This is a genomic window from Boudabousia liubingyangii (genome assembly GCF_001907245.1).
GTDB classification, from domain to species: Bacteria; Actinomycetota; Actinomycetes; order Actinomycetales; family Actinomycetaceae; genus Boudabousia; species Boudabousia liubingyangii.
This window is the reverse complement of record NZ_MQSU01000003.1, coordinates 413652-439215: the sequence shown is the minus strand read 5'-3', so window position 1 is coordinate 439215 and position 25564 is coordinate 413652. Positions and strand designations below refer to the sequence as shown.

21 protein-coding genes and 1 pseudogene are annotated in these 25564 nt (G+C 57.5%); 12 read left to right on the top strand and 10 right to left on the bottom strand.

Annotated features, from left to right (window positions below; translation table 11 throughout):
• Positions 1-154: 154 nt before the first annotated feature.
• The 7 genes from BSR28_RS06645 (at position 155) to BSR28_RS06615 (ending at position 9580) form a co-directional block, all read left to right on the top strand.
• Positions 155-1885: a glycerol-3-phosphate dehydrogenase/oxidase gene (locus BSR28_RS06645; RefSeq protein WP_073709220.1), complete on the top strand. Its 1731-nt coding sequence runs from the start codon at positions 155-157 to the stop codon at positions 1883-1885.
• A gap of 134 nt (positions 1886-2019) precedes the next feature.
• Positions 2020-2775: an MIP/aquaporin family protein gene (locus BSR28_RS06640; RefSeq protein ID WP_073713701.1), complete on the top strand. Its 756-nt coding sequence runs from the start codon at positions 2020-2022 to the stop codon at positions 2773-2775.
• 111 nt (positions 2776-2886) lie between these two features.
• Positions 2887-4422, top strand: coding sequence for a glycerol kinase GlpK (gene glpK, locus BSR28_RS06635; RefSeq protein WP_073709222.1), 1536 nt, complete (start codon positions 2887-2889; stop codon positions 4420-4422).
• A gap of 213 nt (positions 4423-4635) precedes the next feature.
• Positions 4636-6309, top strand: a complete 1674-nt coding sequence (locus tag BSR28_RS06630; protein WP_073713700.1) for an L-lactate permease — start codon at positions 4636-4638, stop codon at positions 6307-6309.
• Positions 6310-6555: 246 nt separating this feature from the next.
• Positions 6556-7344: a (Fe-S)-binding protein gene (locus tag BSR28_RS06625; protein ID WP_073709224.1), complete on the top strand. Its 789-nt coding sequence runs from the start codon at positions 6556-6558 to the stop codon at positions 7342-7344.
• Between the two features lie 5 nt (positions 7345-7349).
• Positions 7350-8927, top strand: coding sequence for a LutB/LldF family L-lactate oxidation iron-sulfur protein (locus tag BSR28_RS06620; RefSeq protein ID WP_083563153.1), 1578 nt, complete (start codon positions 7350-7352; stop codon positions 8925-8927).
• Complete coding sequence (locus BSR28_RS06615; protein ID WP_073713699.1) at positions 8927-9580, top strand: LutC/YkgG family protein; 654 nt, start codon at positions 8927-8929, stop codon at positions 9578-9580. The genes BSR28_RS06620 and BSR28_RS06615 overlap by 1 nt, the downstream gene beginning before the upstream one ends.
• 136 nt (positions 9581-9716) lie before the next feature.
• On the opposite strand, the gene hemH is transcribed toward BSR28_RS06615, so the two are convergent.
• The 7 genes and pseudogenes from hemH to BSR28_RS06580 all read right to left on the bottom strand — a co-directional run bounded on the left by hemH (position 9717) and on the right by BSR28_RS06580 (position 17420).
• On the bottom strand, positions 9717-10772 hold the full coding sequence (gene hemH / locus BSR28_RS06610; protein ID WP_143237615.1) for a ferrochelatase: 1056 nt from the start codon (positions 10770-10772) through the stop codon (positions 9717-9719).
• Positions 10773-10836: 64 nt separating this feature from the next.
• Entirely contained in the window at positions 10837-12012 is a 1176-nt protein-coding gene (locus BSR28_RS06605) for a sialidase family protein (protein ID WP_073713698.1), read from the bottom strand.
• A gap of 151 nt (positions 12013-12163) precedes the next feature.
• A complete protein-coding gene (lysS, locus tag BSR28_RS06600) occupies positions 12164-13735 on the bottom strand; it encodes a lysine--tRNA ligase (protein WP_233120624.1) in 1572 nt (523 codons plus the stop codon).
• 201 nt (positions 13736-13936) lie between these two features.
• Positions 13937-14344 (bottom strand): annotated as a pseudogene (gene panD / locus BSR28_RS09195) (aspartate 1-decarboxylase); the annotation flags it as partial.
• On the bottom strand, positions 14341-15216 hold the full coding sequence (gene panC, locus BSR28_RS06590) for a pantoate--beta-alanine ligase (RefSeq protein WP_073709229.1): 876 nt from the start codon (positions 15214-15216) through the stop codon (positions 14341-14343). The pseudogene panD and the gene panC, both read right to left, overlap by 4 nt.
• A gap of 51 nt (positions 15217-15267) precedes the next feature.
• On the bottom strand, positions 15268-16911 hold the full coding sequence (locus tag BSR28_RS06585; RefSeq protein ID WP_073713696.1) for a PH domain-containing protein: 1644 nt from the start codon (positions 16909-16911) through the stop codon (positions 15268-15270).
• The gene (locus BSR28_RS06580) at positions 16911-17420 is read right to left on the bottom strand and encodes a PH domain-containing protein (protein WP_073713695.1); all 510 of its coding nucleotides are present in this window, start codon (positions 17418-17420) and stop codon (positions 16911-16913) included. The genes BSR28_RS06585 and BSR28_RS06580 overlap by 1 nt, the downstream gene beginning before the upstream one ends.
• 256 nt (positions 17421-17676) lie before the next feature.
• Between BSR28_RS06580 and BSR28_RS06575 the strand changes: the two genes are divergently transcribed.
• Both BSR28_RS06575 and BSR28_RS06570 read left to right on the top strand, forming a co-directional pair.
• Positions 17677-19335: an HD domain-containing protein gene (locus BSR28_RS06575; protein ID WP_073713694.1), complete on the top strand. Its 1659-nt coding sequence runs from the start codon at positions 17677-17679 to the stop codon at positions 19333-19335.
• A 108-nt stretch (positions 19336-19443) separates the two neighbouring features.
• Positions 19444-19734: a WXG100 family type VII secretion target gene (locus BSR28_RS06570; RefSeq protein WP_073713693.1), complete on the top strand. Its 291-nt coding sequence runs from the start codon at positions 19444-19446 to the stop codon at positions 19732-19734.
• Between the two features lie 140 nt (positions 19735-19874).
• Here BSR28_RS06570 and groL read toward each other — a convergent pair whose 3' ends face one another.
• Together groL and BSR28_RS06560 are read right to left on the bottom strand one after the other, a co-directional pair.
• Positions 19875-21509, bottom strand: a complete 1635-nt coding sequence (gene groL / locus BSR28_RS06565; protein WP_073709234.1) for a chaperonin GroEL — start codon at positions 21507-21509, stop codon at positions 19875-19877.
• Between the two features lie 287 nt (positions 21510-21796).
• Entirely contained in the window at positions 21797-22408 is a 612-nt protein-coding gene (locus BSR28_RS06560; protein WP_073713692.1) for a LytR C-terminal domain-containing protein, read from the bottom strand.
• Positions 22409-22488: 80 nt separating this feature from the next.
• Between BSR28_RS06560 and BSR28_RS06555 the strand changes: the two genes are divergently transcribed.
• Genes BSR28_RS06555 through BSR28_RS06545 form a run of 3 tightly spaced genes read left to right on the top strand, consistent with a single transcriptional unit; the run spans position 22489 to position 24902 of the window.
• On the top strand, positions 22489-23160 hold the full coding sequence (locus BSR28_RS06555; RefSeq protein WP_073713691.1) for a uracil-DNA glycosylase: 672 nt from the start codon (positions 22489-22491) through the stop codon (positions 23158-23160).
• Between the two features lie 2 nt (positions 23161-23162).
• Entirely contained in the window at positions 23163-24128 is a 966-nt protein-coding gene (locus tag BSR28_RS06550; protein WP_198928938.1) for an SGNH/GDSL hydrolase family protein, read from the top strand.
• 9 nt (positions 24129-24137) lie between these two features.
• Positions 24138-24902 (top strand): type 1 glutamine amidotransferase, encoded by a 765-nt coding sequence (locus tag BSR28_RS06545; RefSeq protein ID WP_073713690.1) that lies wholly within the window; start codon positions 24138-24140, stop codon positions 24900-24902.
• Here the strand turns inward: BSR28_RS06545 and BSR28_RS06540 are convergent.
• Positions 24899-25561, bottom strand: coding sequence for a hypothetical protein (locus tag BSR28_RS06540; protein ID WP_073713689.1), 663 nt, complete (start codon positions 25559-25561; stop codon positions 24899-24901). The genes BSR28_RS06545 and BSR28_RS06540 overlap by 4 nt on opposite strands.
• Positions 25562-25564 lie beyond the last annotated feature (3 nt).

Sequence of the window (25564 nt, the reverse complement as noted above, 5' to 3'; positions counted from 1 at the left end):
GTAGCTCATTATGCCTTGCACAGATGTGCAAATCCAGTGCAACTTTACCCAAAGTCCTATGCGCTAAGCCATAATAGATGACAAGTTCCGTGATTACGGAAACCTAGACATCACGTTCTAGACAGAGAAGTCAAAGAGAACTGGAGAAAGCCAAATGAAGGCACAACTATCCACTCAAACCCGCATCGAGAGCCTAGAGGCCATGAGCGATGACGCCGGCCTAGACATCCTCGTCATTGGCGGCGGCGTAACCGGCGCCGGCATTGCCCTAGACGCAGCCACCCGTGGCCTGCGCGTCGGCATTGTCGAAGCCCAAGACTGGGCCCAAGGCACCTCATCACGTTCCTCCAAGCTAGTCCACGGCGGTCTACGTTACCTATACAACCTAGACTTCTTCCTAGTGGCTGAAGCCCTAAAGGAACGCGGTCTACTGCTAACCAAGACCGCTCCCCACCTAGTCAAGGCCCAGCCCTTCCTGTGGCCGCTAAAGACCCCGGTCATCGAACGCTCCTACAGCGCCATTGGCGTTGGCATGTACGATGCTTTGGCCCAGTTCTCACACCGCGGCTCCGTCCCAATCCAGAAGCACTACTCCAAGAAGGGCGCCTTGGAAATCTTCCCCGACATTAAGGAAGACGAAGTCTCTGGCGCGATCCGCTTCTACGATTCTCGCGTTGACGACGCCCGCCTAGTAGTCACCCTAGTCCGTACCGCCTCCCGCTACGGCGCCCTAGCCGCCAACCGCACCCAGGTTATGGAACTAACCAAGGACGGCGAGCGCATCAACGGCGCTGTTCTAAAGGACCTAGAAGACGGCGGCAAGACCTACACCGTTAAGGCTAAGCACGTCATTCAGGCTACCGGCGTCTGGACCGAACAGACCCAGTCCCTAGCCGACACCACTGGCGGCCTAAAGGTACTCGCCTCTAAGGGCATCCACATTGTGATCCCCAAGGATCGCATTAAGGGCACCACCGGCTTATTCCTACGCACCGAAAAGTCCGTGCTCTTCATCATTCCGTGGAAGCGCTACTGGGTCATTGGCACCACTGACACCAAGTACCACGAGGACCTGCGCAACCCGGTTGCCGACGCTGAAGACATTGAGTACGTCCTAGACCACGCCAATGCCGTGCTAAAGTCCAACCTGACCAAGGACGACATCATCGGCACTTGGGCGGGCCTACGTCCGCTACTACAGCCGGGTACCAAGGATGGCGAAAAGGCCAAGTCCACCAAGGTTTCCCGTGAGCACACGGTTACCGAGGCCGCTCCCGGCCTAACCGTAATCGCAGGCGGTAAGCTGACCACCTACCGCGTAATGGCAGAGGATGCCGTGGACTTCGCCCTCGGCAAGGCTCGCGCTAAGGAACTACCCAGCCAGACTGAAAACACCCTATTGGCTGGCGCTGACGGTTACCACGCCCTGTGGAACCAGCGCGAACAGCTCGCCAAGCGCACTGGCCTATCCCTAGACCACGTCGAAGACCTCTTGGATCGCTACGGTTCGGATATCGAACTGATCCTGCAGGCCATCGAAGAGGATCCCAAGTTGGGCGAGGGCCTCAAGGAAGCTCCCGAGTACCTGCGCGCAGAGATTGCCTTTGCCTGCACTCACGAGGGCGCCCTGCACCTAGAGGACCTAATGGCTCTGCGTACTCGTTTGAACTACGAGCGCAAGGACCGTGGCCTAAGTGCCGCCCCGGAGATCGCCGACATTGCCGCCGGCGTTCTAGGTTGGGATGACAAGCGCAAGAAGCACGAGCTGGACCTGTACACGCAGCGTTGCCAGGCCGAGGAAGCCGCCGAAGGCATCTTCGACGAGGCCGCCGCTCAGTCCGAACGCGCTAAGGCAGATGACGTCACCGAATTCGTTCAGTTCTGAGCGATTTAGAGACGTGCCTTACATTTATGTGAGATACTAATCTTCAAACCCGGGTGGGGCGGGTCAAACTCCCGTCCCACCTCGCGCCCCGCAACCGCGGCCAGCGCCAAATCAACCCAGAAAGAGAATCAACGATGACTCCAACACTTTCTACGGTATTCGTCTCTGAAGTAGTCGGTACAGCAATGCTGTTGCTACTAGGTGGCGGTGTAGTTGCAAACAATATTTTGCCCAAGAACAAAGGTAATGGAACCGGCTTCCTAATGGTGAACTTCGGCTGGGGCCTTGCGGTCTTCGCCGGCGCTATTGTCTCCGCCCGTTCCGGTGCCCACATGAACCCGGCTGTGACCCTAGGTCTAGCTGCCGCTGACCTAGTTGCAGGCGCGTCTGTCGACGGCACCCGCATCTTGGTTTACATCTGCGCTCAGATGATCGGTGCCTTCATTGGTGCCGTCCTCTGCTGGCTGGCCTACCGCAAGCAGTTCGACCTCGCTGAAGATCCCGCCCTCAAGCTGGGCGTCTTCTCCACCGGCCCCGAAGATCGCGATTACTTCTGGAACACCGTCACCGAGATCATCGGCACCTTCGTTCTAGTCTTCGTCGTAATTGGCGCTGGTCTACTAGGCACCCCGGACAACCCGGCAGTCAACCTAGGCTGGCTAAACTTCCTAGGCGTTGCCCTATTGATCGTCGGTATCGGCGCCTCCCTTGGTGGCCCCACCGGTTACGCCATCAACCCAGCTCGTGACCTTGGCCCCCGTATTGCTCACGCTGTCCTACCCATCAAGGGCAAGGGCTCCTCTGACTGGGCATACTCCTGGGTTCCCGTCGTTGGCCCGATCATCGGTGGTGTCCTAGCCGGCCTAACCGCCAGCGCACTACTGTCCTGATAGTTTCCATCAGATAAACAACTCAAAGGTGGGGCTGGCAGACCAGCTGCCAGCCCCACCGTCCATAATCAGCAAAATAATCATCAACTACTTACAACGAGGTAAAACCAGATGACCGAAAAGAAATACGTTCTAGCCATTGACCAGGGAACTACTTCCTCCCGCGCGATCCTCTTCAGCCACGAAGGACGCATCGTCTCCACCGGCCAGCTCGAACACGAACAGATTTTCCCCAAGGCCGGCTGGGTTGAACACGACCCGATGGAAATTTGGCAGAACGTCCGCAAGGCCGTCGCTGAAGCTCTCTCTGGCGCTGAAGTTAACCGCCACGAAATCGCTGCCGTTGGTATTACCAACCAGCGCGAAACCACCGTGGTTTGGGACAAGAACACCGGTGAGCCCATCTACAACGCCATCGTTTGGCAGGACACCCGTACCGACGCCATCTGTAAGGAACTAGCTGGCGACGAAGGCCCGGACAAGTACAAGACTCGCTGTGGCCTACCCCTAGCCACCTACTTCGCTGGCCCCAAGGTCAAGTGGATCCTAGACAACGTCCCCGGCGCCCGCGAAAAGGCCGAAGCTGGCGACCTACTCATGGGCACCACCGACTGCTGGACCCTATGGAACATGACCGGTGGCCCCAACGGTGGCGTCCACGCCACTGACGTCACCAACGCCTCCCGTACCATGCTGATGGACATCAACACCCTAGAATGGCGCGAAGACATCTGCGCTGACATGGGTATCCCCATGAGCATGCTGCCGGAAATCAAGTCCTCCTCTGAGGTCTACGGCTACGGCCGCAAGAACGGTCTACTAATCGACACCCCGATCTCCGGCATCCTAGGCGACCAGCAGGCAGCTACCTTCGGCCAGGCCTGCTTCGAAAAGGGCATGGCTAAGAACACCTACGGCACCGGCTGCTTCATGCTAATCAACACCGGTAACGAAGCTGTCGTTTCCGAAAACGGTCTACTAACCACCGTCTGCTACAAGATCGGTGACCAGGAAACCGTCTATGCCCTAGAAGGTTCCATCGCCGTTGCTGGCTCTCTAGTCCAGTGGCTACGTGACAACCTAGGCATGATTGAAAAGTCTGAGGACATCGAAGATCTAGCCCAGAGCGTCAAGGACAACGGTGGCGTCTACTTCGTCCCCGCCTTCTCTGGCCTGTTCGCCCCGTACTGGAAGTCCGATGCCCGCGGCGCCATTGTGGGCCTCACCCGCTTCAACAACCGCGGCCACATTGCTCGCGCCGTCCTCGAATCCACCGCCTACCAGACCCGTGAGGTCCTAGACGCCATGAACGCCGACTCTGGCGTGGCTCTAACCGAACTAAAGGTAGACGGCGGCATGACCAACGACGAACTACTCATGCAGTTCCAGGCAGACATGCTGGGCGTGCCGGTAGTTCGCCCCGAGGTTGCCGAAACCACCGCCCTTGGTGCAGCCTACGCCGCAGGTATTGCGGTGGGCTTCTGGAAGGGCGAAGAAGACGTCGTTGCTAACTGGAAGGAAGGCAACCGCTGGGAGCCCAAGATGGACGAGGAAGAATCTTCCCGCAAGTACCGTCTGTGGAAGAAGGCTGTTACCCGCACCTTCGAATGGGTCGACGACGACGTCGTTGCCGAAAACGAAGACTGAGTGCCACCGACCCGCAAGGGTTTAAGCAAACAGTCCGGTCCGTAAAGACCTGAGTTATTGGGGCTGGTTTGAAAGCGAAAGCTTTTGAACCAGCCCCTTAACTGTGCCCATAAACCGCGCCCATAACCTGCACCCACAGGCCTTTCTAGACATTCGGGTGTAAAGTTTTGACGTTAAAAACTTTCCGCCATAGGTGCCGTCGAAAGGACTATTGTGTTTTCCCACTTACCGCTTTACTACCCGGCCATTGATGCCATTGGGCACAGCGTCATTCTGACCGCCCTAGTTGGCCTGATTCCCCTAGCAGCTTTCTTCGTCCTGCTGGGCGCCTTCAAAGTTAAAACCCACTGGTGTGCACTCATCTCACTAGTACTTTCATTCTTCATTGCCACGATCGGTTTCTCCATGCCTATGCCCATGGCACTGGGCGCTGCCACCCAGGGTCTGGCCCTTGGTTTCATGCCGATCATCTACATCATCATTGCGGCCGTCTGGCTCTACAACCTCACTGAAGCCTCTGGGCGTTCCCAAGACCTACGTGCCGTCTTCAACAACGTCGGTAAAGGTGACGTCCGCGCCGGAGCGCTAATCATCGCCTTCAGCTTCTGTGGTCTGCTAGAAGGCCTGGCCGGCTTTGGCGCCCCGGTGGCCATCGTGGCCGCCATGCTGGTTACCCTGGGCATTAAGCCGATTAAAGCCGCCATTGTCACCGTCGTTGGCAACGCCATTAACGTGGGCTTTGGCGCCATGGCTATCCCCGTTACCACCGCCGGCCGCCTAGGCGGACAAGCCCCCAGCTACGTCGCCAACATCATGGGCCACCTAACCCCCTTCCTAGCCACCTTCATCCCGCTGATCCTAGTCGCGGTACTAGACGGTAAGCGAGGCATCAAGCAGCTCTGGCCGCTAGCGATCCTAATCGGAGCCGTCACCTCCCTGGGACACTTCGTCACGGCCATGTTCTCTTACGAACTCACCGCCGTCCTCGCTTCCCTATTGGGCTTGGCTGCTGCTTACCTATTCCTGCGCGTGTGGACCCCCAAGACTCCCGAAGAGTACTGCGACCAGGTCAACTCCGATGCGGTACCCAGCCGCGAACGCGTCGTACTAGCCCTGCTGCCCTACATTCTGGTCGTGGTCATCATTGCCTTCACCAAGCTCTGGAAGCTAGGCGTGGATATCGACAAAGCCCTTAAGGCCACCGATATTAAGATCCCCTGGCCGGGTGTTTACGGTCAGCTCACCGACCAGTTCAACGCTCCCGCTAAGTCCGCTATCTACACCCTACAGACCCTGTCTAATCCGGGTACTTGGATTTTCGTTTCTGCGATCCTGGTGGCCATCATCTACGCTTGGCGAGGACGCGGCACCGCTTACGAGCTACCCCTCAAGCGAGGCTTGGGCGAACTACCCCAGACCATTTACCGTCTGCGCCTGTCCATCCTGACCATCGCCTTGGTTATGGCTTTGGCTTACGTCATGAACTTCTCTGGTCAGACCACCGCGATTGGTGCGGCCCTAGCTTTGGCCGGCGCGGCCTTCGGCTTCCTCTCCCCCATTCTGGGTTGGATTGGTACTGCCGTGGCGGGTTCGGCAACCTCGGCCGGCGCTCTCTTCGCCAACCTGCAGTCCACGGCAGCTGCCGGCGCGCACTTGGATCCGGGCATCCTGCTGGCGGCCAATACGATCGGTGGCGGCTTGGGCAAGATTGTCTCCCCGCAGAACCTATCCATTGCCGCCGGTGCGATTTCCCAGCCTGGCTCTGAGCCAGAGATCCTACGCAAGGTAGCTCCGATTTCGGTTGCCCTGCTGCTGGTCCTGTGCACCTTGGTGTTTGTGGCTTCGCAGGGTTGGTTGGGCTTCTACATGCCCCTACCGGTGAAGTAATCAGTCACGATTAAGACTGGGCTGGGAAAACGTACTTCGATAGTCGTTTTCCCAGCCCAGTTTATTTTTCGATACTTATTAATGACGTAAACCGCGGTTTGGGTACCGCTTAACCAATTTGCCTATTTTTCACATTTCCCGCGGGATTTCAAGGCTCAGACCCGGGGGCCAAAAATCGTTTTGGCAGTTTTTGATGACAGTCATACGCTAAAGGAGATAAAGAAATCTACTCAAGGTGGAGGAACAGTGAAAATCGCTCTATTTGCAACCTGCGTTTGCGACGCGATGTTCCCGCAAGCTCCTCAAGCAACGGTGCACCTGCTAGAACGCCTCGGACACGAGGTTGTCTTCCCGGAAACTCAGGCTTGCTGCGGACAAATGCACGTGAACACGGGCTACTTTAAAGAAGCCTTACCCCTAGTCGAAAACCACGTTAAGACCTTCCTACCCGTCCTAGACGGCGAATGGGATGCCATCGTGGTGCCTTCCGGTTCTTGCACCGGCTCGATCCGTCACCAGCAGAAACTGGTCGCTGATGAGTTCGGTAAGAGCGAGCTAGGCAACCTAGCCCAGGCGATCGCCGGAAAGACCTACGAACTATCCGAACTGATCGTGGACGTTCTGGGACTCGAGGACGTGGGCGCCTACTTCCCCCACCGCGTCACCTACCACCCCACCTGCCACTCCATGCGTATCGCTAAGGTGGGCGACAAGCCCTACCGCCTACTACGCGCCGTGGAAGGTATCGACTTTGTGGAACTACCTGAAGAAAAGTCCTGCTGTGGTTTCGGTGGCACCTTCGCAATGAAGAACCAGGCTACCTCGACCGCTATGTTGGCCGACAAGATGAGCAATATCCAGTCCACCAAGGCAGAGATCCTGGTTGCTGGTGACTACTCTTGCATGATGCACATTGGTGGCGGCCTTTCCCGTATTCGTGCCGGCATTCGCGCCATGCACCTAGCTGAAGTCCTAGCGGGCACTAAGGATGAGCCTTGGATTCCCACTGAAGACACCACCAAGTTGGGAGTGTGAAAAACATGTCGTTGACTGATGGATTAAAGAAACTCCCCGTCGTGGGCAGTGCTTTTGGCGGCTGTGGCTCCTGCGGGTGCCACGGTGAGCACGAGGTCGTTGACACCAACGAGCTAGGCTGGACCCCGGGCGTACCGGAACCTGATGACCCGCTACGTTGGGGCCCCAAGTTCCAGGCAGGTGCCGCAGACAACCTGCAGAACACTCAGCTGCGTCGCAACCTAAAGTATGCGACCACCAAGATTCGTGAAAAGCGCAATGTGCGTGTTTCTGAGATGCCCGACTGGGAGCAGCTTCGCGACAGCGCCTCGATGATTAAGCACCAGGCTATGTCTAATCTTCCTGAGCTACTGCAGCAGATGGAAGAGAACGTCACCAAGCGTGGCGGCATTGTCCACTGGGCTCGTAACGCCGAAGAAGCCAACCAGATCATCCTGGGAATCCTGGAAGAAAAGGCCGTTAAAGAGGTCGTCAAGATCAAGTCCATGGTCACCCAGGAAATCGGGATGAACAAGTACTTGGACGAGCACGGCATTAAGGCCTTCGAAACCGACTTGGCCGAACTGATCGTCCAGCTGTCTGAAGATATGCCCAGCCACATTGTGGTCCCCGCGATTCACCGTAACCGCGCAGAAATCCGGGCAATCTTTGCTAACCGGATGGAAGATGCCCCAGAGAACCTGAACGCTGAACCGCGCGAACTAGCCATGGCAGCTCGTGCACACCTGCGTAAGAAGTTCTTAGAGGCGAAGGTGGCGATCTCTGGTTCGAACATGATGATCGCCGAAACCGGTACCGTCAGTATTTTCGAATCTGAAGGTAACGGCCGTATGTGCCTGACCCTACCGGAAACCCTCATTTCCGTCGTCGGCATCGAAAAGATCGTTCCCAAGTTCCAGGACACTGAAGTGTTCGCGCAGTTGCTACCGCGCTCGGCCACCGGTGAGCGTATGAACCCCTACACCTCCTTCTGGACCGGTGTTACCCCCGGAGACGGACCGCAGGAGTTCCACCTGATTCTGCTAGACAATGGCCGCACCAAGGCACTAGCTGATGAGATTGGCCGTCAGGCTCTGCACTGCATCCGCTGTGGTGCTTGCATGAACGTCTGCCCCGTCTACGAACACGTTGGTGGTCACGCCTACGGTTCGGTTTACCCGGGCCCGATTGGTGCCATCCTAACCCCGCAGCTAACCGGGACCACGGATCGTCACGACCCGAACTCGGCCCTGCCTTTCGCTTCCTCCCTCTGTGGAGCTTGCTTCGAGGCCTGCCCGGTCAAGATCGATATCCCGTCCGCCCTAGTGCGACTACGCCAGCGCATCACGGATGCGAACCGTGGCGGTATTCCGGATATGTGGGATGTGGCCATGGCTGCGACCTCGCCGATTATGTCCAACGGCAAGCGTTTCGCCGCCGCGGGACGCGCTGCCAAGCTGGGTCGCATTGTGGCCGGCAAAGATAAGCGCATCGGCGCCCTACCCTTCCCGGCCTCAATGTGGACTGGGGCTCGCGATATTCCGGCACCGCCCGGAAGCACCTTCCGCCAATGGTGGGCCAAGCATGAAGAGGAGAAGCACTGATGGACGCAAAATCAGAAATCCTAGGTAATATCAAGGCCGCACTGGCACAGTCACAGGACGGTCCGGCTCCCGAACCGACCCGTGATTACCGTCGTGAGACTGAGAACGCTCCCGGCTCTGATCCGGTAGTGGAAGAAATGGTTGAAGCCCTGATCGACTACACCGCAGAGGTCAAGGTAGTTAATGAGGACCAGGCCGCTGACGCCATTGCCGAATACCTCAGCGCTTTGGATGCGAAGCGCGTCGTGCTTCCGCCGGAACTACCTGAGGCTTGGGCCCAGGCTGCCGGTCGTGATGGTCGTGAAACGGTTGTTGATCACCGTGACGCTCCTCTAAGCAACCATGAACTGGATGCCGTGGATGCGGTTCTAACCGGTTCACGCTGTGGCATTTCCCTCTCTGGCACCATCATCCTAGATGGTGAGGGTGATCAGGGACGCCGTGCTATCAGCCTCGTTCCCGACTCTCATATCTGTGTTTTGCGGGCTAAGGATATCTATCCGACCGTGCCGCAGGCTTTGGATTTGTTGGCTCAGAACCCGGAGCGACCGCAGACTTGGTTTGCTGGCCCGTCCGCCACTTCTGACATCGAACTAATCCGTGTCGATGGTGTTCACGGACCCCGAAATCTGCGGGTAGTCATTATCCGCTGATTAGATATATCATTACCCATGGCTTGGATCCCATAAGCTTGCTGGTAGCTGCGGGACCTAATCCAAGCTTATTGCCGGTGGGCCTGGTCAACTTGTTGATTGGGCCCACCGGTCTTTTAGCTTTTTCCGCAGTTTTTCAACCCAAAACCAGGGGTGCTAAGCCATGCTTAACCCAGGTTTCATTCGCCCCTAGAGCGGGTATATAGTGCAACACTTCCCCGCCGGCCGATTGGAACTGATGGGTGCCGGTAATCTGAATTTCTTCCAGGGTTTCTAAGCACTCCGTGAGGAATCCCGGGCAGATCACGTCAATGCTCTTAACGCCCTCTGCGGGCAGGCTAGCGAAAAAGTCTTGGGTGGACGGCGTCAGCCACGGGGCCGGCCCAAACTTCGACTGATAGCACATCAGGACATCGTCAGGATTCGCCTGATGGTTCTTGACAAGCCGGGTTTTTAGGGCCTCAAAGGTGGCTTCGCAGTGTCCCCGGTACGGGTCCCCAGCCTCATCTTGAGCACAGGGAATCCCATGGAAGGAAATGAGTAGTTTTTGGGAACGTCCGTGTTCCTGCCAGTAGTCGTGGATTTGCTGCTCTAGCGCATCTAGGTAGGGCTCAAAGGTTTCGTAGTGGTGCACACTGTGGACCGCTAGCGGGTAGCGAGAACGCAGCAGGTAACGCCAGACTTGGTCTAGTGCCGCCCCGGACGAGGCCGCCGCGTACTGCGGATAGAGCGGCAGGACGATTAGCTTTTCGACGCCTTCTGCCTTTAGTTCGTCGATAACCTTTTTGACGCTGGGCTGTCCGTAGGTCATGGCAGCGCGGACAGGTATGCGTCCGCTTTCATCCTCTAGGTCAGCGTTAAGTGCCGCTTCTAGTTTTGTGGCTACTTCTTGACTTTGTAGTAGCAGCGGGGAGCCCGCTTCGGTCCAGATGTTTTGGTAGAGCTTTCCGGATCGCTTTGGTCGGGCCGCTAGGATCATCCCGAGGATCGGGTACCAGGCCGCACGGGACATTTCGATTACCCGCCGGTCAGAGAGGAACTCTGCTAGGAAGGGACGCACGTGCTTGGCCTGTGGCGACTGCGGGGTGCCTAGGTTTAACAGCAGAACACCGGTTTTTACGCCGTGGGGTTTGGGGTGTGCCGGGGCGGTGCCGGGTTTTTCGGTCGAAAAATATTTAGGTAACAAACTCACCCGCCTATTATGACAGAAATGGAGCTTTCGTTACCTCATTTTAGGAAGGCGTCCCAAAATACCTTTATTTGACCTCAGGACGCTCCAGCCCCAACCAGCCCTCATCAATCAATAAGAACTGCATACTCTGGTACTCATCAGCCTCAAAGAAGACGCCCCACAGGCCCTCATCCACGACGGTCAGGGTCGAGTAGGCCATCCCACCCGGATGGAACTGCACCCCCTCGTCCCATGTCTGACCATCATCCAAGGAAACGCGCACGTGCCCGTTATGGCGACGCGTAGACCAGGGAGTATTTTCAATCGGATCATTAATGCGGGTCATCTTCGCATTAGAGAACAACAGGACCTTCGCGGCCGCACTACCCTGCGGCGCAAACGGGTAAGCGCGCACAAAACCAGCGTTATTTCCCGGGTCAATCAGGTCCGTACGGACCTCCCAGTTAGACCAGGTCTCGCCCCCGTCTTCCGAATAGGCGAATAGTCGTCCGGCATCGAGGCGGGCGGTCCGGGAATTCATCAGCAGACGGCCGTCAGAGAGCTCCACAACCTTGTTCTCATCCGCACCTACCTCGCTAAGGTTACCGGCCTGCCAGGTCTGCCCGTGGTCATCTGAATAGACCGAGTACGCGTGGAAGCCACTACCTTCCACGTCCACCACAAACTGGGTTAGCAGGCGTCCGCGATGCTTCCCGTAGCGTAGCTGGATTCCCTGTCCCGAGGTCGCAAAGCGTGACTTCCAGCTGCGTTCCTTGGTTACGGCTGAAGTAATTTTTCGTGGTTCAGACCAGGTTTCGCCGTCGTCTTCCGATTCGACCACAATCGTGTGCAGGATTTGGCGCTGCGGGTCGTCCGTGGTTTCGTCCCCGGGGACCGATTGGAAGAAGCCGGCGTCGTAGCAGAGGACGGAAATGATGAAGATTTTCCCGGCCTCTTCATCCACAATCATGGACGGGTCAGAGTAGCCGACCTTCTGCTCTTCGGGTTCACGCACCCCCTGGTGCAGGACGCGGGCGGCCTCCCAGGTGTTCCCCTGGTCCTTTGAGGTGCGCAGCAGGATCGAGTTTGGCTGCGGCACGTCACTGCGGTCGAAGGGACGCCCATCCCAGGCTGCTAGCAACCAACCGTGCTTAGGCGTGCGAACCATGGCAGGGATGCGGTGACAGTTATAGCCCAGGTCGCCTTCAGCGGCAATAACCTGTTTTTCTGCAATACGACGGGCAGCGGTTTGATCGGACAAGAGGGGCTCCTTTAGGACAGCACCAGCGGAAAACATCTTCGGCTTCAGTTTAGCTAATGAGAATTGTAAACCCGCTTGGGTTATGACAGTGCATACCCCAAGCGGGTTTAAAAGAAATCTTTCCCGTAGCGACTAGGAAGTCGTCACTTTATTAGAGGCGCTTGACCAGCGGGAAGGTGATGGTCTCACGGATACCCTGACCGGTGATCGCCATGATCAGACGGTCAATACCCATGCCCATACCACCGGCCGGCGGCATACCCTGTTCCATGGCCTGAAGGAATTCTTCATCCACTTCCATGGCTTCGGGGTCACCGTTAGCAGCATCTAGAGACTGCTGTTCGAAGCGTTCACGCTGCACGACCGGGTCATTGAGCTCTGAGTAGCCGGTGGCTAGTTCGAAGCCGCGGACGATTAGGTCCCACTTTTCGACCTTGCCAGGCTGGCTGCGGTGAGCCTTAACTAGCGGTGAGGTATCAACCGGGAAGTCCCGCACGAAGGTGGGGCGGTAGAGCTTGTCGCCAACTAGTTCTTCCCAGATGGTTTCCACGATCTTACCGTTGACGTAGTAGTCTTCGATTTCGACATCGTGTTCATCCGCGATCTTTTCTAGGGTTTCACGCGGGGTTTCCGGGGTGACTTCCTGGCCTAGAGCCTCAGAGAGGGATTCATATAGGCCAATCTGGTCCCATTCGCCGCCTAGGTCGTATTCGGTGCCGTCAGGCAGGGTGACCACGGTGGAGCCGGTGGCGGCAATTGCCGCGTTCTGGATGATGTCCTGGGTGAGCTGAGCGATCGTATCGTAAGTGCCGTAGGCCTGGTAGGCCTCCAGCATGGTGAACTCGGGGCTGTGAGAAGAGTCAGCGCCCTCGTTACGGAAGTTACGGTTGATCTCGAAGACGTTCTCAATGCCACCGATCAGGCAGCGCTTGAGGAATAGTTCCGGGGCAATACGCAAGTACAGTTCGGTGTCGTAGGCGTTCATGTGCGTGGTGAACGGGCGGGCCGCAGCGCCACCGTGAATGTTCTGCAGCATGGGGGTTTCGACCTCGATGAAGTCGTGCTCATCGAACCACTGACGTAGGGAGCGCACAATCTTAGAGCGGGTGCGGACCATGTCGCGGGCGGCCGGACGCATAATCATGTCCAGTTCGCGGCGACGGACGCGCTGCTCTTCAGAGAGGGCCACCTCGGTGCCGTCTTCGGCGGTGTAAGTCTTAGGTAGGGGGCGAACGGACTTGGAGGCTAGGGCCCAGGCGGGAGCGACCTCGTAAGTGCCAGCGCCGGAACCGGCCTCACCCGGGCGAGCCATAATGGAAAGTTCGCCACGGCGTGAGCAGATCACGCGACCGTACACGTACAGGTGGTCGCCTAGATCCACGTTCGCTTTGAACTCCTGTAGGGATTCGAGGCCCACTTCCGCGGCGGAAAGCATGGCCTGAAGGCGCTGGCCGGCGCCGTCCTGTAGGGTCACGAAGCAGAGCTTACCGGTGTTGCGTAGGAAGACCACGCGGCCGGCTAGGCCTGCAAGAGTTTCAGTTTCGTCGCCAGCTTCAAGGTTGGCGAAATCCTTACGGACCTGTGCGATCGAGGTGGTGATCGGCAACTGGACCGGGTAGGGGTTAACGCCGGCTTCTAGCATCCGCAGGCGCTTTTCGGCGCGCACACGGATCTGTTCCGGGGTTTCGTCATTCTGGGGGGAAAGATTTTCTTGGTTACTCACGCCCCACAGTTTAGCGCAATATTTCAGCTAATAAAGGCTTTAAGCGCGACTTTTGAACCAGTTAACAATCCCGCGGCGGCCCGAGGCTTTCTGTCCCGCGGTTTTTGCCCCTGATCCGTTCGTGGCTTGCGGCTGGGAAGTGCCGGAGCTGCGCGGGGTTTTACCGCCGGGGCGCCGGCCGGTTTTCTTACCTAGTTTGGCGGGGATTTGCCCTAGGTCGTTGCCGTTGTGCAGGATCCGGTTATGTTCGTCAACGAGGACGACCGCGGGTTCCATCTGCTGGGCGAACTTTTCCTGGACGTGCGCGTAAGCCATGATGATGACAATGTCACCGGGGTTGGCGTGGTGGGCGGCGGCGCCGTTGATTTTGATGACGCCACTACCGCGTTCGCCGGCGATCGTGTAGGTGCTTAGGCGCGCACCATTGTTGACGTTGACGATGTCGACTTTCTGGCCCACGAAGATATCGGCGGCGTCCAGTAGGTCTTGGTCGATGGTAATGGAGCCGACGTAGTCTAGGTCGGCTTCGGTAACGGTGGCGCGGTGGATTTTTCCGCAGGCCATTACCCGGGTGGTGCCGGCAAAGCGGGCTGGTTTACGTAGTTTCATTTACCTACCACTACTAGGGTGTTGTCGATTAGGCGGGTCTTGCCCACCCAGGCGGCGACGGCTAGGACGCCGGTGGCGCGCTGGCCTTCCGGGATGGGGGTGAAGTTTAGTGGGTCGATTAGGGCCACGTAGTCTAGTTTCACGCCGGGGGCCTGGCTTAGTTCGCTTTCGACGCGGTCTACGACGGCGGCGGCCGAGGCGGTCCGGGCGGCTACTTCGCGTCCGGTTTCGAGGGCGCGTGATAGGGCTAGGGCCTGTTCGCGTTCGGTTTCGCTTAGGTACTGGTTACGGCTGGACATGGCTAGGCCGTCGGTTTCGCGGCGGATGGGTACGGCTACGACCTCTAGTTGCATGTCTAGGTCGCGGACCATCTGCTTGATGATGGCTAGCTGCTGGGCGTCTTTTTGGCCGAATAGCGCGTAGTCGGGTTGGACTAGGTTCATGACCTTGTTGACGATTTGGAGGACGCCCGCGAAGTGGGTGGGGCGGGTTTTACCTTCGAGGATCTGGCCGACGGGGCCGGGGTTGAAGGTGATGGCGGGAGCGCCACCGGGGAAGACGTCCTCGGCGCTGGGGGCGAAGACGATCTGGCTACCTACGGTTTGTAGTTTTTCGACGTCCGCGTCTAGGGTGCGCGGGTAGGCGTCGAAGTCCTCTCCGGGTGCGAACTGGAGGGGGTTAACGAAGATGGAGACCACTACGGTGTCGGCTAGTTCGTGGGCGCGACGTACTAGGTCTAGGTGGCCTTCGTGGAGGGCACCCATGGTCATGACGAGGGCGACTTTGCCGCCTTTTCGGGTTTGACTTTCGTTGATCGCGGCTCGTAGGTCCGCGCGGGTGTGGACTACTTTGGTTTCTTCGTTAGTTTTCACGGCCTTTATCCTACCTGCTCAGAGTGGGTTTTGGTAGGTTTTTATTTAGTCTTAATGCTCACCCTTAGGTGCTTGGGCTTCCATTTCAAGGGCTTTTTGGTGCCATAGATTCGCAATCCCGGTACGGCGCGGTCCCATGGCGCGTTCTAGGATCTGCCCGGACCAGCGGGCGCACTGCTCGGCCCCGAAGTTCTTAGCCTTGCGGGCGGTAGCTCCACGGGCGACGGTAGCGAACTGGATGGTCCCCAGTTCGCGGCGGCGCTGCCAGGGGCCCTGCGCTAGGTACTGCCCCTGGATGTGTTCCACAAAGAGGATCCCTACCCGGCGGTTGAGCCAGCCGGTACGCAGGACCACGATCTGTTCGTTTAGGAATAGGGCGTTGCGGCGGAAGCTAAACCAGTCGAAGATGCGAGAGGCGGCCGGGGCGACCTCGAACTGGCTGGGTTCTTCCCTAGAGCCGTAGAGGGCGTCATGCCAGAATTTTTCGGGGTCGCTAATGGGCTGGTCCCCCACTAGCAGGTTCAGGGTCCGGTGGATTTCTTCGAGGGTGGCAGCTGGCGCTAGCGGCACTAGCCCTAGGGAGGCCTGGGTGTTTTCCCCGCGGGAGAAGCCGGCGACGCTCAGGTGCAGGTCCCACCAGCCACCTAGTCGCCAGAGGAAGGGCTGCTTGAGTTCAATGCCGTGGACTTTCCCGGGCGGCAGGGTCTGGTTTTCAGTCTTGGTAAAGCCCTGATGCAGGCGCAGTCCTTTGACTCCGACATTCGCCATGAAGTGGTAGTGCGTGTTGAAGGTTTTCCACAGGGCATTCAAGTAAGGCAGCCAGAAGGGCAAGAGGCCGACTAGGATACCGCGGAAGACAAGCTGTCGTTCGGGGATCACGTAGCTGAGTACCAGCATCACGATGATCGCGATAGTCATAATCAGGGCGATTATGAAGGTCAAACTGAGCGCGATGGTTTTTAGTAGGCGTTTTACGGGCAATCGATAGAAGCCAATTTCTTGTTCATCCCGGGCTAGGCCACGGCCTGTCACGGTACGAATTCCCGCGACGGGAGCCGCTGTTTCCAAGGTGGCGGCGGGAAGGGTTCGGGCGGCCTCGGGATCGGGCTGGACCTGGTCGATGCTAGCCTGGTCGATACGGGCTTGGTTGGCTTGAGCCGGGCCGGCTTGAGCCTGCCCCGGGGCGGCCTGTGCGCCCTCGGAAAGGGTAAGTACTTGCGTGCGCAGATCCGCCAGCTGATCCACCTTCAAGTAGGCGATAGAAATATGGGAATCCCCGTCTCCGGCGGCCTCGATATCTAGGACGCCCAGACCCAGCGGGCGGGAAAGCAGCGGGCGCGTAATGTCCACCGCCTGAATCCGGGAGTAACGGATCTGGCGTTCATTACGGAAAATGATGCCGCTGCGGAAATGGACGCTGTCCCCCTCCAGCGCATAGCCCATGCGCCGCCAAGCCAGATAGGAATAGATCAGGAACAGCAGTAGCACGCCCAGAATGCCTCCGATAGTGCTCCAGAGTGCGATCTGGAAGGTGCGGCCATCAGAAGTGCTAAGAAGTTGATAGAGCTGGACCAGCAGTTCACGCTGCTGATAGATAAGGAAAGTCAGGATTAGCACCAGGAAGCTACCCGTGCGGGCTAGCGGAGAGATCCAGTGGACCTTCTGCCAGTTGCGATCCGGATCGTTTTCGATCATCAGATACCCGCCATCTGGTTTTCTGCGTACTGGGAAAGACGCTGGCGAATCTGGGTCGCTTCCGCCTTTGGTAGTCCCGGGACCGTCGCGTCACTAGTAGCCGAGGCCGTATTAAGCTCTACCTTCGCCAGGCCATAATGGCGATTGATGGGGCCTTGGGAAAGGTCCACGTACTGGATTCGACCATAGGGTACTACCGTAACTCGCTGGAACATGACGCCACGTTTTAGGTACAGTTCGGTTTCCGTGAGCGTGTAGCCCAGGGCGCGCACCTGCCGGGGAATCAACCACAGTAGCCATAGAAGAATCCCGATGAAGACTAGGCTGACCGCCATTAGAATCCAAAACCACAGCCCAAAACGAGGGGTGAAAAGCCAAGCTAGGACCTGCAATATCGCAACCGGCAGTAGAGTCCAGAACACCGCCACCAGCAAACGAACTTTGGTAAGTTCGGGAGAAACTGGCTGATAGTCCAGGTCTAGGTGCTTCAGGATCCCCTTCTGGGTCATTTTGATTCCTTTATGGGTTTGGATAAGTGCCACTGCCGGGCCCATCTGGGTGGCATAGGGCGCGCTATGTTTTTCTCTAGGTTCCGTTTGAATCTTTACTTTAGAGAGTAGTTCTTCTCTGGGCCTTTGGGCATTTTTCTTCCACTATGTTAACGTTTCTAGTGACCGCTTTCACTTATTTGGGGTGCTAGGTTCTGCATGTAGTCGCTAACCGGCTTAAGATGGTCTGGTCTGTAGGCAACGAAAGGTGTCAGTTATGGGCGTCAGTGACGCACCACAGTGGTTGGTATCTGCGTATGTTCGTTCAGCGCAGGCTATCGGCGCAACGGCGGATAAAGACACGCTGGTGGAACATTGCCGAGCCTTAATCGAGCGCTGGTCCGCACCCGAACGCATCTTCCACAACCAAAGGCACTTGATTAATACCTTGGCCTCCCTGGATGAAATTATTTCCGCTTCCCACAATCCTGAAATGCTCCGCATGGCCGCTTGGTACCATGGCGCGGTCTTTAACACTGCTGAATCGGAAGCCTATTCGGGTGAAGCGGGAGAGGTCATGGCCCCCTCGGCCGATTTCGCGGTAGCGGACCTAACCGAGTTGGGCGTACCGGAAGAAAATACTGAACGTATTGCCTCCCTCATTATGACCCTCGGTAAGCACCAGGCCCCCGAAGATGACACTGACGCTTCGGTGCTGGTCGATGCGGAGCTTTCCATGCTGGCCGCTCCCCCGCAGGACTACCGCAAATACACTGAGGCAATTGCCGAGGAATATGCGCATATTCCCGCTCCTCGTTTCTACGCCGCTAGAGCCGTCATTATTGAGCACTTGCTGGCCCGCCGTCCCCTATTCGTTTCTCCCCTTGGTACCCAGTGGGAAGATCGTGCCAAAGAAAACCTTGAGGCGGAACTGGCCAAGGTCCGCACGAAACTTGAATCTTTCGCTCCCGAGGAAGTCTCTGAGCAGATCGCTGAGGCTCATCTGCCCACTCCTTCCGGGGATCCTTCGGACGAGCTTTCTGACCCGTTGGCCCGCCCCGTTGCGGCCGTCGCCGTTACCGACCCCCAAGAGGGCCAGTTGGGCCACCACCCTATGGCTTCCTTTAGCACTTCTGAGGGAGGTTCTTTTACTTCTGACAGTGAGGATTCAGCTTCGGTTACGGCCACTGCTTCCCTAACTGGTACGGATTCACCCTCAAGTACCCCGGCCTCGGCTGATTCGACCCAAGCTGATTCAGCCTTGGATGATTCGGCCCCAGTTAAGGTGCGCGAGCCGGAGGCTGTCACCGATGAGATTCCGGTGACTTCTGGTTCGGTAGCCGCTTCCTCTTTGGAGATGACCGATATTGAGCAGGACCTGGCACTTCGCGAACCGGAGCCGGTTTCTGGCGAGCTTCCTGTCGGGGATTCTTCTGAGGCTCCTTCTGATGGCGATTCCTTACGTTCGGGACTTGAGGATGAATCCTATTTTGATTCTGCTTCCGTCAAAGAGCAGGGAGCGAATGACCAGCTTTCCGTGGGAGCCGCCGCTGCCGCCCAGGTAGCCTCTGAAGCCCCGGTACCGACGGTGGATCAAGAATCCGCGACCCCGGTACAGGGTATTGATCTGCGTCATGTCCCCTCTGAGGATCAGCTTGCGAAACTGGCTGAGCTGGAAGAGGTTGAAGACCTTGAAGAGCGCCAGGAAACTGAGGCCGAGGAAGAGCCGAAGGAAGACACTCCGGAGGTTCCTCGCCGTCGTAATCTGGGTGAACCAGATGAGGATGATGAGGAAGATTCCCGTGCTTTGATTACCTCTACGCTTGAGTATGCGGACGATTGTTTGGATACGGCCCAGATGCGTGCTTTGAAGTTGAGTCGCGATCTGGCCCCGGGTATCCCGCAGATGACTCCGCCGGAAGAAGATACCAAGTAACTTTTCCCCGTTTCGCCTTTTCCACATTACGAGGGCGCTGCGAACTTTTTATAGCCGGCCTACGGGCACTCTGGTTAGGTAATTATTTCTTACCTTCGGAGGTGCACAGTGAGTGCTTTTAATGTTGATTCAGCCCAGATTTCGGCCGCTAGTTCGGCAACCAGTGCAGCTGGCGCTCAAATTCGGGCAGAGGTGCAGAGCATCATTGCTCAGCTTCAGTCTTTGCAGAATAACTGGCAAGGTGCCGCCCAAGTGGCTTTTGCCCAGTCTGTTTCTCAATGGCAGGCGGTTCAGGCTCAGGTTGATCAGGCTTTAGAGGATCTTTCTAAGCGCATGATGCTGGCGGCACAGACCTACGCCGACGCAGAATCTCAAGCTCATTCGCTCTTCTCCTTCTAACGTTTAGGAACTACTTTTCCTGCTTTTTGCGGGCATAGCAAGAGGGACGGTCTTAGCGGATTTCTCCGCGGGACCGTCCCTCTGGCTTTACGTGTTACCCGATTAGGGTGCAGCGTTTGGGTTTAGCTGAGCTGGTCGGCTCAGTACATGCCACCCATGCCGCCCATGCCACCCATGTCACCTTCGCCGCCGGCGGGGGCCGGGGGCTCGGGCTTGTCTGCGACGACAGCCTCGGTGGTTAGGAATAGACCGGCAATGGAGGCAGCGTTCTGCAGGGCAGAGCGGGTTACCTTTACCGGGTCGGCAATGCCGGCTTCGAGTAGGTTGACGTATTCGCCGGTAGCAGCGTTTAGGCCTTCACCGGTGGGTAGGTGCTTGACCTTGTCGGCAATCACGCCGGGCTCTAGGCCAGCGTTGAAAGCGATCTGCTTTAGCGGAGCTTCGATGGCGGAAAGCACGATGGAAACACCGGTAGCTTCGTCATCGGTTACGTCTAGGCCTTCGAGGGCGCTGCTGGCCTGGATTAGGGCGACGCCACCACCGGCGACGATGCCTTCTTCCTTAGCGGCCTTAGCGTTGCGGACGGCGTCTTCGATGCGGTGCTTGCGTTCCTTTAGTTCAACTTCGGTAGCAGCACCGGACTTGATTACGGCCACGCCACCGGAGAGCTTAGCTAGGCGCTCCTGTAGCTTTTCACGGTCGTAGTCAGAGTCGGACTTTTCGATCTCAGCCTTGATCTGGGCAACGCGGCCTTCTAGCTGTTCCTTGGAGCCAGCACCGTCAACGATGGTGGTTTCATCCTTGGTGACAACTACCTTGCGGGCGCGGCCTAGTAGGTCTAGGTCGGCGCTTTCTAGGGATAGGCCAACGGTTTCGCTGATGACCTGACCACCGGTTAGGATGGCCATGTCCTGCAGCATGGACTTGCGACGGTCACCGAAGCCGGGAGCCTTAACGGCCACGGACTTGAAGGTGCCGCGGATTTTGTTGACTACTAGGGTGGCTAGAGCTTCGCCTTCGATGTCTTCAGCGATGATGGCTAGCGGCTTGCCGGTCTGCATGACCTTTTCTAGTAGGGGTAGTAGATCCTTGACGTTGGTGATCTTGGATTCGACTAGTAGCACGTAGGCGTCTTCTAGGACTGCTTCCTGACGTTCTGCGTCGGTGACGAAGTACGGGGAGAGGAAGCCCTTGTCGAAGCGCATACCTTCGGTGGTCTCTAGGGTGGTGTCGAAGGAGTTGGTTTCTTCAACGGTGATAACACCGGCGTCACCCACAACTTCCATAGCCTTTGCGATTAGCTGACCGATTTCCGGGTCAGCCGCAGAGATGGAGGCGGTAGCGGCGATTTCTTCGGTGGTTTCGATTTCCTTAGCGGACTGCAGTAGGTGCTTGACGACTGCTTCGACGGCAATGTTGATGCCGCGCTTTAGAGCGATCGGGTTGGCGCCAGCTGCGACGTTACGGAGGCCTTCCTTGACTAGGGCCTGGGCTAGAACGGTAGCGGTGGTGGTACCGTCACCGGCGACGTCATCAGTCTTCTTTGCAACTTCCTTGACTAGTTCGGCGCCGATCTTTTCGAAGGGGTCGTCTAGTTCGATTTCTTTTGCGATGGAAACACCGTCGTTAGTGATGGTGGGGGCGCCCCACTTCTTGTCGAGGACGACGTTGCGGCCCTTGGGGCCTAGGGTCACCTTTACGGTGTCGGCCAGCATGTTTAGGCCGCGTTCCATGCCACGACGAGCTTCTTCGTCAAAAGCAATAATTTTTGCCATTTTGAGGTTTCCTCCCGCAATGCGGAATCAGCGGCGTTTACGTGCCCGCGACGGACGATTTAGAAACTCATGTTCATTTCCCATAAGCTCGTAAATCTCACGTTTACGCCTTGGTTTTTATCACTCATAGGCTTCGAGTGCTAAAGAAAGTTTGGCACTCTCAAGCCCAGAGTGCAAACTTTTTGGGCCTCTTGGGGATAACCTCACCTGTGGGCGAAAAGCAAAGCGCCCCACCTTTTCGGTGGAGCGCCAGCTTTTAGCTTTGTGCTTTGTTGGGACCCGTGCTTTTACTGACGGTAGTCCTTGCGCAGAAGTACGGTGATGCCCTTCTTATTGGGAGCTTCAGGGTAAGACTTAACCTCTTCGATCCCTAGGGTCTTAGCAGCTTCTTCAGCTAGTGCCTTGTACTCATCTGACGGGTAGTAGACAACGGAGGTCTTAGAGGCCCAGCCGTTGGCGTTAGCGGCGGTGCCTTCCTTGAAGCCGGCGTCCTTGAGCTTGGCAACTACAGAGGCAGCTAGGCCGTTAACACTGGCTCCGTTTAGGACCACGATATCGGCGTTGGCCTTGTCAGCTGCGGGCTTTTCTTCGGTGGCTTCCTGGGTGGCTTCAACCGGTTTGGCCGGTTCATCGGCCTTGGGGGCTTCAGCACTCGGAGCTGCTTCAGTAGTCGCACTGACGGTGGACTCTGCGGTTGACGGCTTCAGACGGGACGGTAGGTCTGCCCCGTTGTTGGTTAGTAGGTACATGCTGCCCCAGGCCACGATCGGCACTAGCAATAGCACTACTAGGAAGGGGACCATCCAGCGCCACCAGGGTTCGGGGGCACGGTGGACTCCACGAGGACCGTTCTGTGCGGCTTCGTCAAATTCGTCAGGCTCATAATTTGTCTTACTCACACCCTAAGGCTACGTCAAAGCAGCCCGCAAAGCCCATGGCGACGCGCGGAGTGACAAAAAAGACCGTTAGAATAAGGCCCATGAATGCCTCTTTCCCGCCCGGCTTTGACCCCCAGTGGGCCACGGCGCTACTCCCTGCGCTACCCCAGCTAGAACAGGTCTTAGCGCGCGTCCGGGAACGTAAGGCCCAGGGCGAGGTAGTTTTCCCGCCCTCGGACGATATTTTTGCGGCTTTCTCTAGGCCCCTTTCAGACGTCAAAGTCCTGATTCTGGGTCAGGACCCCTACCCGACGGCAGGCCATGCCATGGGGCTAAGTTTCTCTGTCCGGCCCGGGGTGGAGCTACCTCGTTCGCTCAGAAATATTTACCAAGAACTACAGGACGATCTGGGACTCCCCTACCCAAGCAGTGGGGACCTGCGCCCCTGGGCCGATCAGGGCGTCATGCTACTCAACACGATTTTGACCGTCCCGGAAGGACAGGCGAAGGGACACGATCGCCTAGGTTGGCAAGAGTTCACCGGGGCCGCTTTAGAAATCCTTAACGGTTTAGAGGTTCCGCCGGTGGCGGTACTGTGGGGTCGCCCGGCGCAGGCTTTGGGCGTGCACTTGGACCGGTGCCCGCAGGTTTGCGCCCCGCATCCCTCTCCCCTGTCGGCCCGTCGTGGCTTCTTCGGTTCTAGGCCTTTTTCACAGATTAATCAGATTTTGACCCAGCGCGGTCAACGGCCCATCGATTGGAGATTGCCGTAATCATGTCCACCAGGAAAAATCGCCAAAATCGTCATCTGGGCAAGGAAAAACCGGCCGCCAAAGAACAGCCGGTGGTAGCGTCCTCGGCCGAATATCGGGTGCGCCAGGAAGCTGGGGTGCCCGCTGCCCTGCCAGCCGAAGCGATGGCACGTTACGTGGCCATTGGCGATTCCTTCTCTGAGGGGCTAATGGATCCGGGTGCCAATGGTCGGTTCCGCGGTTGGACAGATCGTTTGGCCGCGAAGTTTTCTGGGATTCGCACCCAGGCGGGCCTACCGGAAACCCAGTACGCCAACCTAGCTATCCGGGGGAAGCTACTAGCCCCGATTATCGAAGAGCAGCTTCCTAGAGCCTTGGAGCTTGAGCCCACGGTGGTTTCGCTGGTTGGTGGCGGCAATGACCTGCTGCGGCCGAAGTCAACTCCGGACCGACTGGCGGCCCTCCTAGAGTCGGGGGTTCAGCAGTGTTTACAGGCCGGCGCAGCGGTGATTCTGTGTACTAGTTCGAACGCTGCTGACGGCGGACTGATTGAGAAAACTAGGGGCCCGAACGCTATTTTGAACTCCCATATTTGGTCGATTGCGCGGCGCTACCCCAACGTCTTTGTTATTGATCAGTGGGGTTTGGCGGCTTTGCGGACTTGGCCGGCGTGGGCCGCGGACCGGATTCATTTGACTCCCACTGGCCATGAGGTGCTTTCTCGTGGGGCTTTGAATGCGCTGGGCTGGGAGTTCGTGCCGGATCATGAACGCACTTTGGGCCCAGGTGAGGTCCCGATTCCGACCGATGTGCCGGTTTGGCAGGCGGTGCCGGAGGGCTGGGCGGAAACCGAACCGACTTGGCAGGATGACCTAGCTTGGGTGCGGCGTGATTTTCTTCCGTGGGTGGGCCGTCATCTGCGGGGCCGTTCCAGTGGGGATCGGATTTTGGCTAAGCGTCCAGAACTTTTGTCAGTCAGCGCGTACTAAGGAGTTTTTATGTCTGAGATTTTGATTTTGCGTCCGGACCCGGAGGTTGATGGCGGTCAGGTTCCCGGCTGGATTCGTACTTTCGCGGCTGATAAGGGCCCGGTTGATTGGGAACTTCGTGAGGTTTCTTTGAGCGCCGAGGGCGTGCCCGCCTTTTCGGATCAGGTCCGGGGCGTGGTGGTCCTGGGTGGGACGATGAGCGCGCACAGTGGCGACCAGAATCCTTGGGTTACGGACTTGGCAGAGTTCTTGCGTCAGGCTGTGGCCGCTGAGGTTCCGGTTTTGGCGATTTGTTTAGGCGCTCAGATTGCAGCTGAGGCTTTTGGCGGCCAGTGTGCTTGCCCGGCTGAGGGCCAGGGCGAGGAAGGTATGGTCAAGTATATTTTGCGTCCGGGTGCGAAGGATGACCGCTGGTTGGGCCCGGCTTTGCGGTCTGGTTCCGCTAAGTTGGCGATGCGGCAGGCTCCCCGGGTGCCGGTTTCTCATGACGATGCGGTAGTGGAGTTGCCCGAGGGGGCTACTTTGTTGGCGGCCTCGGCAAAGTGCCCGAACCATACTTGGCGTTTGGGTTCCCTATTGGCGTTCCAGCACCATCCGGAGGTTACGGCACAGAAGTTGGCCACCTGGGTAGCTAAGACTGCCTTTAAGGCCGGCAAGCAAGCTCCGCAGGTGGCCGCGATCCGTCAGAAAGCCCTCCAGGAAGCCCAGGGATTTGCCCAGTTTAATGAGGATTTTGGGCTGGCTCTGGTGGGCGCTTTCCTGAGCGACTGTTAGTCGTTTAGACCAAGCTGCTGGTTATTGAGGTCAACCTGCTGGTTGTTAATGTCTACCTGCTGATTAATCAGGTTAACCTGCTGCTCGTTTAAGCTAGGCTGCTGGGCACTAACAGGTTCCGTGGCCGCGTCTTCAGTAGCTGATACTTCAAGCTCTTTCGTGGGTCGAGGGTAGGCGAAGAAGTGGACCAAGGACAGAACGGCTACTGCCATTCCGGTGTAAATCAGATACGAGTATCCGCTGCCCATTGAGAGATCGAAGAGCCCTTGCGGGACCTCATGCTTTTGGGCTAGGCCGAAGAAGTACTCGAGCAGGGTTTTGGTCCGTGCAGCCACGTACATCATGAAGATGGCACCCAGCATCGCTATGACCGTACCGATCGTATCTAGCAGGGTTTTGGGGACGAAGAATCGGACGACCAGCACGATCAAGGCCGCAATATAGAACAGCATCGCCGCGATCAGCATCGGCCTAAACGGGTTTTCAAACTCGATCACGCTAACCGGAAAGTTGCTCAGAGCGGGCATAAACACACCGACTAGGCCGGCACCGATAGCTACGATCAAGAGTAGCCGTGACCAGCTACGACGTAGGTTAAAGGTGTTTGCCCTTACTGGTTGCGTATTATTCGCATTTAGCGGCTGGGCGGTGTTTTCCATTTT

Coding starts and splice junctions, on each gene's coding strand:
- BSR28_RS06645 (WP_073709220.1), top strand. CDS start 155: ATGAAGGCACAACTATCCACTCAAACCCGCATCGAGAGCCTAGAGGCC.
- BSR28_RS06640 (WP_073713701.1), top strand. CDS start 2,020: ATGACTCCAACACTTTCTACGGTATTCGTCTCTGAAGTAGTCGGTACA.
- glpK (WP_073709222.1), top strand. CDS start 2,887: ATGACCGAAAAGAAATACGTTCTAGCCATTGACCAGGGAACTACTTCC.
- BSR28_RS06620 (WP_083563153.1), top strand. CDS start 7,350: ATGTCGTTGACTGATGGATTAAAGAAACTCCCCGTCGTGGGCAGTGCT.
- BSR28_RS06615 (WP_073713699.1), top strand. CDS start 8,927: ATGGACGCAAAATCAGAAATCCTAGGTAATATCAAGGCCGCACTGGCA.
- BSR28_RS06585 (WP_073713696.1), bottom strand. CDS start 16,911: ATGATCGAAAACGATCCGGATCGCAACTGGCAGAAGGTCCACTGGATC.
- BSR28_RS06580 (WP_073713695.1), bottom strand. CDS start 17,420: ATGACCCAGAAGGGGATCCTGAAGCACCTAGACCTGGACTATCAGCCA.
- BSR28_RS06575 (WP_073713694.1), top strand. CDS start 17,677: ATGGGCGTCAGTGACGCACCACAGTGGTTGGTATCTGCGTATGTTCGT.
- groL (WP_073709234.1), bottom strand. CDS start 21,509: ATGGCAAAAATTATTGCTTTTGACGAAGAAGCTCGTCGTGGCATGGAA.
- BSR28_RS06555 (WP_073713691.1), top strand. CDS start 22,489: ATGAATGCCTCTTTCCCGCCCGGCTTTGACCCCCAGTGGGCCACGGCG.
- BSR28_RS06550 (WP_198928938.1), top strand. CDS start 23,163: ATGTCCACCAGGAAAAATCGCCAAAATCGTCATCTGGGCAAGGAAAAA.
- BSR28_RS06545 (WP_073713690.1), top strand. CDS start 24,138: ATGTCTGAGATTTTGATTTTGCGTCCGGACCCGGAGGTTGATGGCGGT.
- BSR28_RS06540 (WP_073713689.1), bottom strand. CDS start 25,561: ATGGAAAACACCGCCCAGCCGCTAAATGCGAATAATACGCAACCAGTA.